The organism is Providencia sp. Me31A (assembly GCF_050487165.1).
Lineage (GTDB): Bacteria > Pseudomonadota > Gammaproteobacteria > Enterobacterales > Enterobacteriaceae > Providencia.
On sequence record NZ_JBKQGZ010000003.1, the window covers coordinates 110,617 to 125,438 of the forward strand.

Below are 14,822 nucleotides of genomic sequence, written 5' to 3' on the forward strand. Positions count from 1 at the left end.
AGCAATACTGCTAATAACAAACAATCCCTAAAGGATCATCTGCACGATAGCGAACTAGTAGCCGTCGGCATTGGCGAGCAGATATTCCTAATCGTTGTGCTGCCATTTTAGTTGGCAGGCGCTGGTCAATCACATCCTGGATCACTTTCTGGATCACTTTTAGTCATTTAACATCTTCCAAGGTAAATAACTCCGCTCTATAAGCCGTCATGTGAAGCCCTTAATGGTGAGCTTAGCCCAGAACGGACATTACAACTTTGCTATTACAGCTTAGGTTCGCTTAATGTATGACGCTATGTTACAAAAGGGTTCTGAGCGATTGCGGTAGAATGGGTTGGGGTCTACCGCAATCGGGAAGGTTCGTCTTTACACATAGAGTGCATTGTGCGAATCAATCAAGAGGTAAGTTCAAATTTTTTTGGTGCTCTTTTTTTATGCTAGGCTTAACTTCTTCTTTAAACACTAATTCAAGTTCACATTGTGGATCTGTATTAAATCGTTTTTTAAATAACAAATTAAATTGTTCTTTATTATCAGATATTTTCATTAGTGTAGTAACTTCTGTTATCTGTTTCTTTAAATGTTCTCTACCTATTTCAGGTGTTAATTTTTAAGACATGTAAACACTTTTGGTGACTTATGAACATTGTTTATTTCGATTTTATAGAAGGGTACGGCATTAATGCTCAAGTTGGTATTGAGTGGGATTTCTATCGTTCTTTCGATGAATTGATAAAAGAGTGTTCAAACTGTTTTCAAGATAATTTTATCTTAGCGCCAACTACGGCAGTTTCAGGGAATTTTTTAGGATATAGGGAGAGCTTACAATGAGTTCACAATCAGCTCGCCCTGTTTTTATTGATTATTTTGCTTTTTCTGCACCAATTTCAGTCATGAAAGATGTTCATACCTTTCAAGAAAAGGGCTTTGAATGGCGTAAATTTCAATATTTGCCGTCATATCGACATTATCAATCTGAAGCGCGTTATAATTGTAGGTGAGGGCATCGATATAAAAAATCCGTTTCAAACTATTGAAAGGCGTGATGTCGGAATTTCTCTTGATGTAGTTCCCGTGGTTCTTAATGGTAATAAAATTATGTTAACCATAAAGTCAAAGGCTGATAGTGTTTCTAATATTTCTTCAGCAACTGATATCGTTTTTAATCAACGTATGATTGACACTACAGTTCAACTTAAAGACGGTGATACCTTGCTAATCGGTGGCTTAATTCAGCACAATGCTGTTAATTCTTCAACATCTACACCAGATGCTTCCGATATTCCTTTAATCGGCTGGCTTTTTGATTCGAATTCTAAAAATGAAGATACTTCCGTTATGTATATCCTTATTCGCGCTCGAATACTTCATACTATTTAAATAGTTAGGGTTAGGTATAAGTAGGCGCAGCCTGCTTATATCTAACCCATATATTTTACTAACTTTTATTTGATGCCCGTTAAGGGCATGTAAGGCGGCATAATTTTATTTATATATTTTACTTATGGTTAACCGCCGAAAAATAGGGGGGACTTCTTAATTTTTGAGGTACTGCGCTTGCGCCTCCTGTTAGACTTTTTTTTAACGTTACATTCAACAATTAATAAGCTAGACGGTCGAAGACAAAAGAAAAGTAAAGCGACTTATTTTGACAAATGATCTATGTACCTATTTTGAATGTTCAACCAAAAATTTGGTGAGCTTCCAAGTTGTGAAGATAATTTTTCAGCTAATTCGACATTAAGTTTGATTTGACCACTAATGAGCTGTTGAGTAAAAGACAGCTCAGCATTCAGCATGTTAGCGAATGTGGCGATATCAATATTTGATTCAATTAAGGTTTCGCTGATGAGTTCGCCAACGTGTGGCGGGTTATGCATTTTCATTTGAACTTACCATGACGATCTAAGATTGAGCTAATGATAGCAGATGATGGAAAAAACATCGATTTAGAGCCTAAATGAAGCAACACAATTAGCCAGCCAGAATGCTGGATTTCTTCATTTTATACCTAGGTTCGCATAATGCATATTATGTTAAATAGAATTTAATGGCTTAATCCATCGTTTAAAACTACCTCTCCAATCGTGTTTAGTCATTTAGTTCAAAAAAAGTCCCTCACATCATGTGAAGGACTTATGTATAAAAGACAATCCCCTAGTCGCTTAAAGGTGGTTTAAAACGGTCACTGTTCACTATTTTATTTTGGGTAGAAAACTTACATCCATATAATATTTATTAGCATTGTTCTTATCGATGTAAATCGTGACGTTTTCACGATCAATATAAGGTGTCGGGTCAAAATAAATATTATCACTCTTGTAGCGTTTGATGGTATTAATGCTTTTATCATGAACATCCGCTATAATTTGATATGGAGATTTTTTATTTATTTGGATCATCGTATTTTTTTCAATTCCAGTGATTTTCACTTGAATTGGGGTGCCTTCACGCAGTAAGCGTGCATTTTTCTTTTTACGCACCATACCAAAAGCAAACGGAATACCACCAATTAGCGTAAATATCCCCCCAAAAATACCAAAAATAATACTTAAACCATAAATACCAAATAATGAATTAATCACTGCATCATGGGGTTTTTCTGGGTCATATAGTACATCAATAGGTTGTCCTATAGTGCCACGATAGCTGCTACCACCCATCGAGGAACGAAACTCGATTTTTTGATTATCTTGTGTAGTGAATTCAATGATTGGAAAATAACTTTTTGATTTATCATCCGAAATACTAACATCCAGGTCAATAATAATTCCTACCGTTTCAATCCCCTTATTCACCTTACTCACACCCGAATAAAGTGTTAGTACTGTTCCCAATAAAAACAAAATTCCAACCACTAAAAAAACGCCTAATATGATATTTTTATTTCTCACCCTTATATTCCTTTAGTTAATTTTTCTTTCTCTATTATTATGGTGTAAATCATAATTAACTTAAATTAATTATAATATTAAGGCGATATTTAAGATTACTTACTTCGACTCTGATAGGTATTAATCCTAACAAAAACATAAAAAAGCAAAACTGGCTTTCCTGAGATTACCATTTTTGATCAGCGACTAATGATTTTTATTGAGCGCGTTTTCTCTTTGTAACCTAAGGTATTATGTGAACCTCCGGTCTCGGTATGGTATTTATCTGTATAATTATCCCCTTCGTAAAAACGAACTATCCAACCATCAGGGATAATAAAAGAAGATATTTTATCTGAGAAATGATAGCGTGATAAATATGGGATATCGTCCGACACTTCAAGATAGTCCCCTTTTTGCCACGATTTGGTGAAAACAACGATACTATCTTCAATATATTGCTGGTCATTGAACGATAACTTACTACTACTGCATTTTGCATCTTTGGCTTTACAAAAAATACTGCGTTGTCCTCGCTCTAACTCACAACGGCGAGCCGCTTTTTGCCTCGCAACTTGCTCCGATATGCCTACTTCCGCATAAAATTCAGAAAAAGGTGATAATGCACAAATATATACTGGAATAGTATCATTGCGTGAATAGTTGCTATGATAGCTTGGTTTGGCCACCGCAAATCCACAGAACAACACTAATAATAGTATTAATTTTTTCATTTTGAAGGCATCTGATTGAAGGTTGAATTGCGTCAAATTACGATGTCTTCACTAAAATAACCAGTAGAATATTCTTATTAAAAATCAAATTAATAGCTTTTACTTGGCTTATTTACTTGTCCCAAAAAAACGACTAATTCGCATTCGGCATTTTGTAAGGAAATTAACGATATCCTCGCGTATGATTTGCAGAAGACCAGCTATACGTTTCGTCACTTGGTACTAATTTATCTTTTCTCTTTTGTGCTCGTTGTTTTTTTGCTTGTTTATCAGCCTCTTTAGATACTTCAGCAATCGCTAATTTTTTGACTTTACTCTCTTCAGATTTAGTAAGTTCACGACCCAGTTTTTTTCTTTCTTGGGCGAGTCTACTGCGAACTTGCATTTTTTGAGTGTCGGTCATCTCTTGAATGGTTAGCATTTTCATCGTATTACCCCTTATCCACATTGAAATATCCAAAACCAATATAACACTTTTATTTAGCCAAGTACTATCGCGCTTTATAAACTTAACATAAGATGCCAAATGACGGGTTTAGGAGTATAGTAAGACTCATTGCAACTTTAAAGATTATTCTGCTTATTATGGAATTAGTGCCCTCTTCTCAAAATATACGTCAAATATTAGCTACTGATACCCCATTGATTGATGTTCGTGCTCCTGTTGAATTTCAGCAAGGATCGATGCCCGCAGCCATTAACCTTCCTTTAATGAATGATGATGAACGTGCTGCCGTTGGGACTTGCTATAAGCAAGAAGGTTCTAAAAAGGCGGTTGAATTAGGACATAAACTTGTTAGTGGAAATAACAAATTAGAGCGTATTGCCGCTTGGGTAAATACTTGTCAGCAACATACATCTGGCTATATCTGCTGTGCTCGAGGTGGTATGCGATCTCATATTGTTCAATCTTGGCTCAAAGAGGTTGGGATCGAATATCCTTTAATTTCAGGTGGGTATAAAGCACTCCGTCAAGCAGCTATTGACGCCATTAATGAATTGACTCAACGCCCTATTATTTTAGTAGGCGGATGCACCGGTAACGGTAAAACAACCCTTGTTCATCATTTAGCGGATGGTATTGATTTAGAGGGTATTGCGCACCATCGTGGCTCATCTTTTGGTCGAACATTACAACCACAATTTCCCCAAGCCACGTTTGAAAACCACCTTGCAGTTACATTGTTAAAAAAAGCGGAAAATCACCACCGCTGGGTATTAGAGGATGAAGGGCGAGCCATTGGTACTAATAGCCTGCCGAGTGTATTACGAGCTCAAATGGAAAACGCCGCTATTGTCGTTATTGAAGATCCATTTGATTTACGACTTGAGAGGCTAAAATCCGAGTATTTTGACCGTATGATACAAGAGTTTGTCGGTTATTTTGGCGAAGAAAAAGGTTGGCTAGAATATAAGGAATATTTGCATCATGGGCTTTTTGCGATCCGTAAACGATTAGGTTCACAACGTACTATTGAACTGACTCGTTTACTCGATGTTGCACTTACTGAACAAGAAAAAACTGGGGAAACGCGCGTACACTATTCTTGGCTATGCCCATTATTAAACGAGTATTATGACCCCATGTATCGTTATCAATTAGCCAAAAAACAACAACGCATCCTATTTCAAGGTACTTATCAAGAAATTGAACATTGGCTGGTGAATTATTAACTCTTTTTTCCTCGATGGCCTAACGCTCTTGTGTTAAGGCCATTATGTTGTCGAGGATTAAGACATTAGGTTTTTCTTACGCTGCAATAGCCATTTGTCTAACTCATTGGCAAATTGCTGCCTATCACGTTGGCTTAGACTAGCAGGGCCCCCGGTTTGCACGCCACTTGCCCTCATCGTATCCATAAAATCACGGATGTTTAGGCGCTCACGGATAGTCGCCTCACTATAACGCTCACCTCGTGGGTTTAAGGCATTTGCGCCCTTCTCCATGACTTCTGCAGCTAATGGAATATCCGCAGTGATCACCAAATCATTGGTTTGCGCACGTAATACAATTTCGTTATCAGCAACATCAAACCCCGCAGGAACTTGTAGCGTCTTTATAAACCGTGATGGGGGGACTGTTAAACGCTGATTGGCAACAAAAGTGACTTGCACATTTTCTCTCTCTGCCGCACGGTATAAAACTTCTTTAATCACTTTAGGACATGCATCCGCATCAACCCAGATCACCATTATTGTATCCAAAATAATAAAAATATCATGTTAACTATCATAACAGACAAAGGCAAAAAGCCGTGTAGATAGTTTTATAGACATATTCTTAACGTTTAAAATAAGTAACCCAAGCTGGTTTACAAATACAAGAAAATACCTTTTCCAGATAAACATCCATTTTATGCTAATTCCATCACCATTTCATGCCAGACCATTCCACCGTGATCTGATTCTGATGGTTTAACATACTGATAGCCAAAATGTTTATATAAATCAATATGACGTTCCTTGCACATTAAATGAATAGTTTTCTTATTCATTTTCCGCATTGAGTCAATGAATGCTTTCATCAATAAAGAAGAATAGCCTTTTCCTTGGTATTTAGGGTGTACCACGACAGACATAATCACAACGTTAGGGGCCTCTGCATCATGACCAATTAATTCTTTAAACGCTTCATCGGACATCACAACATCCCAAGCGCACCCTGCGTTAATGAAGCCAATCACTTCACCCGCTATTTCCATACAGAGAAAGCCTTCTGGATACTGAGCGATCCGCGTAGCAATTTTTTCTCTTGTCGCTGCCTCATCCCCTTCATAGGAGCCGATTTCAATGGCATAGCAATGGTCAACATCATGAAGTGTTGCCGTTCGAAAAATAGGAGAATTCATTTTACATCCTTATTATGCTTGTTTTGCTTATTTTAACATTGTCTTTGCCTATTTTACGTGGGTTTTAAGGGTATTCTTCCCATTCTACTGAAGCATTGTGTCGCTTACCTGCTTGCAAATGGCTTAATGTGGTAGAAATCACCACCCAAATCCCGCCCCCAATCGCAACCATATAGCCTGCATGAACCCCATAAGTATCAACCATTTTCCCAGTCAACATGGCGCCAATGGCGACCCCAATATTTAACCCTGCCAACAACCATGTCATTCCTTCCGTTAATCTATTTTCTGGTACTATTTTTTCCACCAATGACATGGCAATAATCATTGTCGGCGCAAAGAACAAGCCTGAAATAAACACCACTAAAGATAACGAATAAACGCCAGCAACCCACCAAATAGGAATAATGGATAAAAACGTCATTAACCCGCTCACAAACAGCAAGCGTGATAATGATGCTTTAAAGGTTAACGTCCCAAAAATAACCCCCATTGCACAGGAACCGACGGCATAAGCCGAAAGTACTAAACTTGCCATCGCTGGCTGCTGCTGTAACTGTGCCAATGTCACGCTCAATATATCAACACTACCGACAATCACCCCGAGCGCAATCATTAAGACGATCAATATTTGCAAGCTCGGCATGGTTATAATCGTTTTATTCGCTGTAACCGTGACTTCATTTTCACTAATGGGAGGTTCTGTACCACGCTGTTGTACAAATAACACAACACCAATCACTAATAAAATAGAAGCAACCAATAAACCTGCTTGTGGAAACAGTGCGACAGTGATCCCTACCGATAAAGGCGGACCAATAATAAAGGTTGCATCATCAAATACCGTCTCTAAAGAGTATGCGGTTTGTAATATCGGTTTCCCTTTATAAAGCGTTGTCCACCTCGCTCTTACCATTGCAGACATACTTGGCATCGCACCAGCCAATAACGCCCCAATGAATAGCCCTATATCGGGTAACGAAAACCAGGTCGTGGTAATGATGATCACGACACCTAATACGCTGATCACCGTCACTACAGGCAATACCCGAAATTGACCATATTTATCCACTAGGCGGGAAACTTGAGGCGATAGCAAGGCATAAGTCAGAACAAAAGTCGCGGAAACCAACCCCGCTAAGGTATAGCTGCCTTTTAATTGCGCTAACATCGTGATTATGCCAATTCCCATCATAGGGAGTGATAAACGAGCCAACAGTCCCGCTATCGCAAAACGTGGACTTCCCTTGGCTTTAAACAGTGCATGATAACGACTCAACATGGCTTTCTCCGATATTAATTTTATTATACATACAATGGGTATGTATAATTATGATATAATCATACACAGTGAATGTAAATAATTATACGAACTGTATGTAAGAGGTTTTATGGCGAGAAGAACACAAGCACAAATGGCAGAAACCCGCGCAGCTCTTTTAGTAACGGCTCGTGATTATTTTTGCCGCTTAGGTTATGCCGAAACATCTATGGATGAGGTCGCTGCCAGTATCAATTTAACTCGCGGGGCGCTTTATCATCATTTTGGTGATAAAAAAGGTCTATTTGCTGCGGTCGTTGAGCAAGTTGACACACAAATGAATGCACGACTGCAGGCCATTACAGAGCATTCCATTGGTCAATGGGAAGGTTTTTGCCAACGTTGCCATGCTTATTTAGAAATGGCATTAGAGCCCGAATATCAGCAAATAATTTTGCGAGATGCAAAAGCCGTTTTAGGGGATTTTTTAGTAAAATCAAACCTACAATGTACAGAGCAAATTGATGTTTTGCTGCGTGAATTAGTTGAAAAAGAAATTATTGGGGATGTTGATACTCAAGCCCTCGCCTTCCTAATTAACGGCGGTTTAGCTGAGGCAGCTTATTGGATTTCACAAGGTGACAGCCAAAAGCGCCTACAAAAAAGTATTGATGCTATTGATAAAATACTCGCTGGGTTATTAGTGAAGTAATAATAAGTTAACCGAGATCCTTTCTTTCACGTCGTTTATATTTTACTAAAGCGAATAATAGTACAGCGCCAAAGAAAAAAGGCACCATCAAGGTCAGCTCTAAGTAAACAAAGCGGTTAAAATTTGTTGCGAACCGATATGCTACAGGCTATGCACAGACAACAGAAATTATAGCTATAACGAGCAAAGCTTTTAATTTTAGTAAATTCTGTTTTTGTATAATAATTAATTGATTACGGTGATACTGCCAATACTTAAACAATAAATAAAGCAATCCCAATAATGAGCCAAGATGTTGTAATAACTTGTAAATTGCAATTTCTTGGGTATCCGTCATATTGAAAACACCCAGCTGCAAAAAATCCAATTGCCTTACCATTGCCCCTGATTCATGCGTAAAGGAATCCCAAACAATGTGTGTTGCAGCACCTATATAAAAAGAAGCCAGAAGGACGGTGATATGACGAAAAGAATAACTAAATTTACTTTTTATCGAAAATGGTACTGCATACTGTAAGAAAAATGCTGTCTTTTGCGTGATAAAAAATATCAACAAGCACAGCGGCAAGCCGGTATATAACCACCCTAACCATTCATGAGCCGTCGATGCAGCATCATACCAAGCCACAGAATAAAATAAATCAGGACTTAGACTGCCTAAAATCAAAGCCGGTAAACTTAGAAAGCGCCCGTATTTGCTTTGCTTGATAGGAAAAACAACCGCAGGATGAGAAAAAGTCCAAGGCATGGTAAATGGCTCACTACGTTAGAAAATTAGCCATCATCATGATAAATAGTAATGCGTCAGTCTATGCGAGAAATCGTAAATAGGGAACCTACGCTGGGAACGTAGATTTTTCCTTTGTAGCCCCTAAATACTCACTGAGAGATACTAACCGATAAATGTTACCGATTAGTAGAATACTCATAATTAACTTAATGAATTAAATACTTGCTGCAGTTTGTCGACATCTTGTTGAGTGGTTGACCATGATGTACAAAAACGCACGCAGGTTGTGTCGGGCGTGGGTTGACAAATAACATTGAGCTGATAATGCGCTAATAATTTTTTAGCAAGGTCATTTGGTAGGATGACAAAAATTTGATTCGACTCAACTGGTGCAAGAAAATCAAAGCCGTTGCCTGCAAAATACTGGGCTATCTGAGTCGCCATCTCATTGATATGGCTACCCAGTTTGAAGTAAAGGTCATTATTAAATAGCGGTTCAAACTGAGCGGCTAGTAACCAGCCTTTCGCTTGCAGCCCCCCTTTTTGCTTAATGCTAAAACGAAAATCGGCTTTTAGTGCAGGGTTTAAAATGACCAAAATTTCACCCGTTAGTGCTCCAATTTTAGTGCCGCCAATGTAAAAAACATCGGTTAATTTGGCCACGTCTTCTATGGTTAAGTCACTGGCTTTAGACATCAAACCTGACGCTAAACGAGCACCATCCATAAACAACAATAACCCATGAGTGTCGCAGACCTCACGCAATGCCACGAGCTCTTGCTTACGATAAACGGTGCCAATTTCTGTTGAATTACTGATATAAACGAGTTTAGGCTGCACCGTGTGTTCATCATTATTCTCTGCCAACACTTTAGTAATGTGTTCCGGCGTTAATTTACCTGATGCCGAACTCACAGTTATAACTTTGTGGCCCGTTGCTTCAATGGCGCCTGTTTCGTGTGTTGCCACATGGCCACTATCTACGGCAATCACCGCTTGGTGTGGGCGTAAAATATGAGAGATAACCGTTAGGTTAGTGATGGTTCCACCATTGAAAAAATGCACAGCAGCATTAGGTTGGCTAATACGCGTTTTAACTTGCTGAGCGACTCGCTCACATACTTCGTCAGTTCCATAACCTTTAAAGCGTTTCCCTACTAAATTATTCAAGGTATCCATGACAACCGGATGGGCAATTTCATTATAATCATTTAAAAAGCTATACATTTACTCACCTATTATTCCTATCCATATCTATTTATAGGCATTATTTATAGGTGTATCTAATTCTTTATTCAATAATATTTTTTGTTCCCTCATTCTTAAATATACAAAAGCTAAATATGCAGTCACTTTTCTGCTGCTAGAACATATCGTTGGAAGACTATAACGAACAGGGATTAGGCTTGAGAGCGTCTGAATGTCAAATTAAATCGATAAGGGCCTAACAACGGATGTTGTCCTGCTTTAATTGTTCTTATGCCATGAAAATTTAAGCGAGAACGGCCTCCCCAAACGATAACGTCACCGTGTTCCAAGCTGATGGCTATTTTAGGTGCTTCCCGAGTATTTCCCCCAAAATCAAATATCGCAGGTAGCCCAAGGGAAAAGGAAACAATAGGATGAGAAAAGTCGGCTTCGTCTTTGTCTTGATGCAAAGAAAGTTTGCTTCCCACTGCATAACGATTAATTAAGCAGGCATCTGGTTCAAAGTCCTCAAATCCTGCTGTTTTTGCCGCAGAAACAGCGAGTTGACGAAAAATAGACGGCATTGCAGGCCAAAGTAAATTAGTGACAGGGTCACGTTTACTGTATCGATAACCTTGTTGGTCGGTTACCCATCCCCACTCCCCGCTGTTGGTCATGGCAACTGACATTTGGTAACCGTTAGGTGTTGCCATGTGCCTTAATGGACTTGCTTTGATGACCTCAGCTAAAGCGGGTAACAGGGTATTACTATGCCTCAGTAAAAAACCTTTTAATAAGTAGGCATCAGGCGCAATTTGAATGGTGTTTTCTTCATCAGAGAATAACATATCGGCCGCTTTGTATGATTAAATGATAATAATCTTAGCATGTTGGAGATTGTTACTCATCATCCGTTGAATTAAAAGCTAGCCTCAGAAAATGTGTGATTCAACTGCATGAGAAGTCATAGATTCAATCACTCAAAATTAGAGCTAGACAAACCTTTGCGTGTAAGTCCATATCAAACAACGGTTAAATGACTCTTTAGTTTTGATGAGCAAATATAACTTTCTTCGTTTCAGCCCGCTGACTTGCCCAAACGCTCAATAAAATCACCAACATGCCAATAAACTGCAACGGGCTTAATTGCTGATTAAGATAGAACCATCCGAGGATCACGGCACTAACCGGACTTAAAAAGCCTAATGAAGCCACAGCGCTTGGCCCTAATATCGCAAGCCCACGGAACCATAACGCATATGTCACCGCCCCGCCAATCAACGTCAAATAACCTAAACCGACAATGTTCAAAGTCGTCAGCTGCGGTAAAGCAGGCTCAAACCACAGAGCAAAAGGTAACAATATCAACCCTCCTGCCGTTAATTGCCATGATGTGAAAGTTAATGCATTTACTGGTGGTTGCCAACGACGACTTAATACCGTTCCTGCCGCCATAGAAAAAGCACCCGCTAAACCCGCGACGATACCCAGTGTATCCAATGCCGCACTCGGGGTTAATAATAGAATGGCAACACCGAATATCCCCGTGACCGAAGCGATAATAGACACAAATGATAAGCGGTTATTGAGTAAGCAGCGGCTTAGAAACAGTACCACCAGCGGCTGAACTGCCCCAACTGTTGCAGCAACACCACCGGGCAGACGGTACGCCGCAATAAACAACAACCACCAAAACACTGAAAAATTTAGTGCACCCAAAATGACCACTCGTAGCCACCAGATCCCTTGTGGTAACTTACGTAAAAACAATATTAATAGTAGCCCCGCAGGTAGCGCCCGTAGCATTGCCAGTGTTAAAGGTACTCCTGCTGGCAACATTTCTGTCGTCACTAAATAAGTGCTTCCCCAAACAATCGGGGCTAAAGCCGTGAGTCCTAAAACGGTATAACGATCCATAATTTGATCCTTGTCATTTATCTTGAGGTCAAGATAGTTTTATTTTACCTTGACGTCAAGATAATTAATGGTCATTATCTGCCTATGGATAGAATAGATAAAATCACTCAACAATGGGCAAAAGAACGCCCTGATCTGGATATTAGCCCGATGGGGCTAATTGGCCGATTAGGCAATGTAGCTCATCATCTTAATCGCGAGATGGAAAAAGTGTTTGCAAAATTTGGTCTTAACCGATCAAGTTTTGATGTGCTGGCTACTTTACGGCGCTCGGGCCCCCCTTACACACTCAGCCCTGGGGAAATGTTAGCCACGCTGATGGTGACATCAGGAACTATGACGAACCGAATTGACCAGTTGGAAAAAGCGGGACTGGTTAGCCGCCATACCAACCCTGAAGATGGACGCGGTTTTTTAGTCTCACTCACGCCTGAAGGTCTGGCGCTAATAAACCAAGTCGTTGAAGTACATACCCAAAACCAAGCTAGGTTAATCGCCTGTTTATCAGAGCAGGAACAACAAGCTCTCAACCAACTATTGCGCACATTCTTAACGTCTTTAGAATCTTAGCCTCAATATCATTAGCTTAATTTGAAAAGGCAATGGCAATTTTAAGTGCTCAAAGCGTACCTAAATCTTCAAAGGTGGAGATCAAGGTTGTGTTTATACAACTATGATGACATTGAACTGTTTGGCCTTTCAGCAGATCTCATAAGTTAAAATTCACTTTAGTAGATTAAAAGCGGATTAACGTAAAAATTTGATTGAGACCTTACGTAACGAACGTTTGTTAGATATGAAAAAATCGATGGAGACCGTGGCCCACTACCTTCGTAATTCTAGAGCCTCAGCTTATTTATACGCTAAAAAAGATAATTAGACATTCGCCCTTTTTAAAACCGTTTTGATACTGATGGGAAAGAAATCATTCACATCGACACCCACATTAATTGCACGGGGTCCTAAAACGTCTAATCGTTTACGTTGTTCAGGATCTTTTCCTGAATTATGGACGTGACCATATAGGTGAATGGCATCACGGAAAAAGCCCTGCCATTCCAATATTGGGTAATGAAATAATACTATTTTTTGCTTTTGATATTCCAATTCATAATAACTTCTCACCCATTCAAATAAGGATGAGTCAAACTCAGGATCATCTAAAAATTTATCGTGGTTCCCACGGATAAGGTATTTTTTACCCGCTAAGCGGCGTAATATCTTATTGGCATCAGCCCCATTTCCCTTGTATAAAAAATCCCCTAAAATGTAAATCTCATCATGATCTGTCACATAAGCATTCCAGTTATGGATTAATGTGTCGTTCATGTGGCTAGTGCTTTTGAAAGGGCGATCACACAAGTTAATAATATTTGAGTGGCAAAAATGCGTATCTGAAATAAAGTAAATCATATAAAACCTAAAAATCTATTAACAATCATTATATTCGAGAAAACCTGTTACTCATTTTCCTATCATATCGCAACGATTTTTAATTTGTGTACAGAATTGACTGAAAAAACAACTCGATTGTCTGTTATTTATTGTTCCCAAATGGCTTTACCTTGCCAAAATTCATCAAATAATGCTAAAAATTCCCTAACCTTGGGAGGCAGGAACTGCTTTGTTGGATACAATGCACAAATAGGTGAAGCCATTTTGGAAAAATTATCGAGTACAGGGACTAAATGCCCACTTTTAATTTCTTTACTCACCAAAAAAGCCCCTAATTGGCATATCCCTTGTCCTTCCATTGCCGCTGTTAGAATCGCTTCTGTATCATTTAAAACTAAGCGCCCTTTAGGGTTGCATGTTTGTAGGCCGAGATGAGTATTAAATTGCCAAAGAACATTATGCCCTCTATGACGAAAAACGAGTAGGTCATGCCGTTGTAATTCATGCAGATTCTCTGGTATCCCCTGCTTTTGCAGATACTGAGGTGTAGCACACGTTATTAATCGGTGCGGGGCTAATACTTTTCGAACTAACCGATTATCATCATTGCCTCCAATTCGAATAGCAACATCAAACCCATCCCTGATTATGTCGCAATAATCATCATTAAAATCAATATCCACCTCAACATCCGCCCAACGGTCTAGATAGATTTTTACAATTGGCATAATAAAACGTTTGCCAAATACAACGGGCACCGTCAATCTCAATAATCCTTTTGGTTGTTGTTGCCCTTGACTTAGAATATTTTCAACATTTTCAATTTCTTTCAATATTTTTACGACAGACTCATACACAACCTGACCTTCATCGCTTAAATGAATACTGCGAGTGGTTCGATGCAGTAAACGCGTCTGTAAACGCCCTTCTAAACGCGCAATGCACTTACCAACAGCTGAACGTGATAATGAAAGTCTTTCGGCTGATTGCGTAAAACTATGAGTTTCTACAACATCTGCAAAAACTTTTAAATCAATCAAGTTATCCATCAATAACTCTGTCGAATTGGCCACGATTGTTCCCTAATGTTGCTACGAATAGGTTATTTATCTCATAAAATGTCCCCTATAAGCTACAGCAACTCGTTTATTTTTTATTAGGAA

Annotated in this window: 20 protein-coding genes and 1 pseudogene; 6 read left to right on the forward strand and 15 right to left on the reverse strand. The window is 39.0% G+C overall.

Annotation, left to right across the window (positions count from 1 at the left end; genetic code table 11):
* Positions 1 to 22: 22 nt before the first annotated feature.
* Both ACLPIE_RS03260 and ACLPIE_RS03265 read right to left on the reverse strand, forming a co-directional pair.
* Positions 23 to 157 (reverse strand): annotated as a pseudogene (locus ACLPIE_RS03260) (helix-turn-helix domain-containing protein); the annotation flags it as partial.
* A 234-nt stretch (positions 158 to 391) separates the two neighbouring features.
* On the reverse strand, positions 392 to 547 hold the full coding sequence (locus tag ACLPIE_RS03265; protein ID WP_430259611.1) for a hypothetical protein: 156 nt from the start codon (positions 545 to 547) through the stop codon (positions 392 to 394).
* Positions 548 to 639: 92 nt separating this feature from the next.
* Between ACLPIE_RS03265 and ACLPIE_RS03270 the strand changes: the two genes are divergently transcribed.
* Both ACLPIE_RS03270 and ACLPIE_RS03275 read left to right on the forward strand, forming a co-directional pair.
* Positions 640 to 831 carry a hypothetical protein gene (locus ACLPIE_RS03270; RefSeq protein ID WP_430259613.1) on the forward strand — a complete coding sequence of 64 codons (192 nt, stop codon included), beginning with the start codon at positions 640 to 642 and terminating at the stop codon, positions 829 to 831.
* A gap of 96 nt (positions 832 to 927) precedes the next feature.
* Positions 928 to 1,380, forward strand: coding sequence for a hypothetical protein (locus ACLPIE_RS03275; protein ID WP_430259615.1), 453 nt, complete (start codon positions 928 to 930; stop codon positions 1,378 to 1,380).
* 263 nt (positions 1,381 to 1,643) lie between these two features.
* On the opposite strand, the gene ACLPIE_RS03280 is transcribed toward ACLPIE_RS03275, so the two are convergent.
* From ACLPIE_RS03280 to ACLPIE_RS03295, 4 genes are all read right to left on the reverse strand, one after another.
* Positions 1,644 to 1,886: a HigA family addiction module antitoxin gene (locus ACLPIE_RS03280; protein WP_430259617.1), complete on the reverse strand. Its 243-nt coding sequence runs from the start codon at positions 1,884 to 1,886 to the stop codon at positions 1,644 to 1,646.
* Between the two features lie 309 nt (positions 1,887 to 2,195).
* Complete coding sequence (locus tag ACLPIE_RS03285) at positions 2,196 to 2,894, reverse strand: DUF3592 domain-containing protein (protein WP_430259619.1); 699 nt, start codon at positions 2,892 to 2,894, stop codon at positions 2,196 to 2,198.
* A gap of 179 nt (positions 2,895 to 3,073) precedes the next feature.
* A complete protein-coding gene (locus tag ACLPIE_RS03290; protein WP_430259621.1) occupies positions 3,074 to 3,607 on the reverse strand; it encodes a beta/gamma crystallin-related protein in 534 nt (177 codons plus the stop codon).
* 163 nt (positions 3,608 to 3,770) lie between these two features.
* On the reverse strand, positions 3,771 to 4,034 hold the full coding sequence (locus tag ACLPIE_RS03295) for a YjbD family protein (protein WP_430259623.1): 264 nt from the start codon (positions 4,032 to 4,034) through the stop codon (positions 3,771 to 3,773).
* A 158-nt stretch (positions 4,035 to 4,192) separates the two neighbouring features.
* Between ACLPIE_RS03295 and mnmH the strand changes: the two genes are divergently transcribed.
* Positions 4,193 to 5,281 (forward strand): tRNA 2-selenouridine(34) synthase MnmH, encoded by a 1,089-nt coding sequence (gene mnmH, locus ACLPIE_RS03300; protein ID WP_430259625.1) that lies wholly within the window; start codon positions 4,193 to 4,195, stop codon positions 5,279 to 5,281.
* 57 nt (positions 5,282 to 5,338) lie between these two features.
* Here the strand turns inward: mnmH and ACLPIE_RS03305 are convergent, their stop codons facing one another.
* The 3 genes from ACLPIE_RS03305 to ACLPIE_RS03315 form a co-directional block, all read right to left on the reverse strand.
* Entirely contained in the window at positions 5,339 to 5,800 is a 462-nt protein-coding gene (locus ACLPIE_RS03305; RefSeq protein ID WP_430259627.1) for a YaiI/YqxD family protein, read from the reverse strand.
* Between the two features lie 161 nt (positions 5,801 to 5,961).
* Positions 5,962 to 6,456 (reverse strand): GNAT family N-acetyltransferase, encoded by a 495-nt coding sequence (locus ACLPIE_RS03310; protein ID WP_430259629.1) that lies wholly within the window; start codon positions 6,454 to 6,456, stop codon positions 5,962 to 5,964.
* A gap of 64 nt (positions 6,457 to 6,520) precedes the next feature.
* Positions 6,521 to 7,738 carry an MFS transporter gene (locus ACLPIE_RS03315; protein ID WP_430259631.1) on the reverse strand — a complete coding sequence of 406 codons (1,218 nt, stop codon included), beginning with the start codon at positions 7,736 to 7,738 and terminating at the stop codon, positions 6,521 to 6,523.
* Positions 7,739 to 7,847: 109 nt separating this feature from the next.
* On the opposite strand from ACLPIE_RS03315, the gene ACLPIE_RS03320 reads away from it, so the two are divergent.
* Positions 7,848 to 8,429, forward strand: coding sequence for a TetR/AcrR family transcriptional regulator (locus ACLPIE_RS03320; protein WP_430259632.1), 582 nt, complete (start codon positions 7,848 to 7,850; stop codon positions 8,427 to 8,429).
* A 148-nt stretch (positions 8,430 to 8,577) separates the two neighbouring features.
* Here ACLPIE_RS03320 and ACLPIE_RS03325 read toward each other — a convergent pair whose 3' ends face one another.
* The 4 genes from ACLPIE_RS03325 to ACLPIE_RS03340 all read right to left on the reverse strand — a co-directional run bounded on the left by ACLPIE_RS03325 (position 8,578) and on the right by ACLPIE_RS03340 (position 12,264).
* Positions 8,578 to 9,177, reverse strand: coding sequence for a DUF4184 family protein (locus ACLPIE_RS03325; RefSeq protein WP_430259634.1), 600 nt, complete (start codon positions 9,175 to 9,177; stop codon positions 8,578 to 8,580).
* Between the two features lie 183 nt (positions 9,178 to 9,360).
* Positions 9,361 to 10,386: a threonine aldolase family protein gene (locus ACLPIE_RS03330; protein WP_430259636.1), complete on the reverse strand. Its 1,026-nt coding sequence runs from the start codon at positions 10,384 to 10,386 to the stop codon at positions 9,361 to 9,363.
* Positions 10,387 to 10,559: 173 nt separating this feature from the next.
* Entirely contained in the window at positions 10,560 to 11,195 is a 636-nt protein-coding gene (gene alkB / locus ACLPIE_RS03335) for a DNA oxidative demethylase AlkB (RefSeq protein WP_430259637.1), read from the reverse strand.
* A gap of 196 nt (positions 11,196 to 11,391) precedes the next feature.
* Positions 11,392 to 12,264 (reverse strand): EamA family transporter, encoded by an 873-nt coding sequence (locus ACLPIE_RS03340; RefSeq protein WP_430259639.1) that lies wholly within the window; start codon positions 12,262 to 12,264, stop codon positions 11,392 to 11,394.
* An 84-nt stretch (positions 12,265 to 12,348) separates the two neighbouring features.
* On the opposite strand from ACLPIE_RS03340, the gene ACLPIE_RS03345 reads away from it, so the two are divergent.
* Positions 12,349 to 12,834, forward strand: a complete 486-nt coding sequence (locus ACLPIE_RS03345; protein ID WP_430259641.1) for a MarR family winged helix-turn-helix transcriptional regulator — start codon at positions 12,349 to 12,351, stop codon at positions 12,832 to 12,834.
* A 190-nt stretch (positions 12,835 to 13,024) separates the two neighbouring features.
* The gene (locus ACLPIE_RS03350; protein WP_430259643.1) at positions 13,025 to 13,144 is read left to right on the forward strand and encodes a hypothetical protein; all 120 of its coding nucleotides are present in this window, start codon (positions 13,025 to 13,027) and stop codon (positions 13,142 to 13,144) included.
* Here the strand turns inward: ACLPIE_RS03350 and ACLPIE_RS03355 are convergent.
* On the reverse strand, positions 13,141 to 13,677 hold the full coding sequence (locus ACLPIE_RS03355) for a metallophosphoesterase (RefSeq protein WP_430259645.1): 537 nt from the start codon (positions 13,675 to 13,677) through the stop codon (positions 13,141 to 13,143). The two genes, ACLPIE_RS03350 and ACLPIE_RS03355, sit on opposite strands and share 4 nt — an antisense overlap.
* Before the next feature lie 128 nt (positions 13,678 to 13,805).
* The gene (locus ACLPIE_RS03360) at positions 13,806 to 14,732 is read right to left on the reverse strand and encodes a LysR family transcriptional regulator (protein WP_430259647.1); all 927 of its coding nucleotides are present in this window, start codon (positions 14,730 to 14,732) and stop codon (positions 13,806 to 13,808) included.
* Positions 14,733 to 14,822: the final 90 nt, after the last annotated feature.